This window comes from Bradyrhizobium sp. P2_E8 (genome assembly GCF_056403875.1).
The window spans coordinates 1-1,212 of the sequence record NZ_JBFUES010001507.1; the positions used below are offsets into that span (position 1 = coordinate 1).

The window sequence follows — 1,212 nt, forward strand, 5'->3', positions numbered from 1 at the left end:
GGGCGCGTGCAGACCAAGGGCGGCCCAGTCAGAGAGATCCGCCCGGGCGACACCGTCTGGATTCCGCCGGGCGAGTTGCACTGGCACGGCGCATCGCCGACCAACGGCATGTGCCATATCGCCATGCAGGAAGCGCTCGACGGCGTCTACTCGACCTGGCTGGAGCCGGTGACGGACGCGGAGTACGGCGCCGCGGTAGGTTAGTTCTCGTGCCCCGGACAAGACGCATCGCGCAGGCGATGCGTCGCCGAGCCGGGGCCCAGAGCTGATTAGCGGTGAACGACGCCGGGTCCCGGCTCTGCGCAGTAACGCCATAGCGTGTCGACGACGCGCGCGTAGGCGCTTATGGCGTCGCTGCTTGTCCGGGACACGAAACCCTACATTCTTTCCGCCGTCCACGTGCCCGTGCACAGGGCGCCGCGCCAGGTGCCGGAGCCGGACGTGCCGCTCAGCCGGCCGAAGCCGACCGCACGCTTGATGCCGGTGCTCAAGGTGACGTTGATGCTGCCCGCATCGGCGACGCGGCCGGATGCAGACACCGCAGCGCTGCTCGAAGCGATCTGACCGTTGTTGATGCCGATCGCGACGGTCGCGCCGTTGCCGCAGGTCTCGCTCGATGACGAGATACGGACATTCCATGTCCCGTCGAAAGTGCTTGTCGCTGCGCCTGCCTGCGTGAGCGGGAAGGCGATGGCGACAATGACCGCGAAGAGACCTTTGCGAAAACCGTTCATGACACGCCCCTGGGGTTGACCATGCGGGGATCGTGGCACGGGTTGCGGAACCGGCGATGTGAGGGCTGTCACGCCTGCTACAGGCTCTGTGAGGTGGCGCACCCCGCAATGACATCGCGGGCAAAAGCAAAGGGGCCCGGATCGCGGGCCCCTTGTCTCCGTCAGAGTGTCGAAGCCGAATTCAGTTCACCCGTGTCCAGGTCTGGCCGCCGCAGAACATGCCGCCGAAGGCGCAGCCCTGCACGCGCAGGCGGTCGGTGCCCTTCATGGCGATCGTGGAATCGTAGGTCGAGCCGGTGTTGGGGTCGAGGATGCGGCCGGACCATTTCTGATCCTTGTTCTGGTCCTTGCCGGGCTTCATGTTGATGAGGACCTGCTCGCCGTTCTGGTTCGACTTGCTGTCGACCGAATAGCCGCAGAGATTGGTGCCGCATTGCTCGATGCGAACCTTGCCTTCCCTTTCCTCGGTGAGCCAGAT

At 65.4% G+C, this 1,212-nt stretch carries 3 protein-coding genes; 1 reads left to right on the forward strand and 2 read right to left on the reverse strand.

The features are described 5' to 3' along the window. The coding region (locus tag AC1D00_RS41830) for a cupin domain-containing protein (RefSeq protein WP_477014736.1) at positions 1–204 on the forward strand (204 nt) is incomplete at its 5' end. Positions 205–377: 173 nt separating this feature from the next. Here the strand turns inward: AC1D00_RS41830 and AC1D00_RS41835 are convergent. Then, positions 378–734, reverse strand: coding sequence for a hypothetical protein (locus AC1D00_RS41835; protein WP_167770919.1), 357 nt, complete (start codon positions 732–734; stop codon positions 378–380). Positions 735–915: 181 nt separating this feature from the next. Then, positions 916–1,212: DUF2147 domain-containing protein (locus AC1D00_RS41840; RefSeq protein ID WP_477014737.1), on the reverse strand; the 297-nt coding region annotated here is incomplete at its 5' end.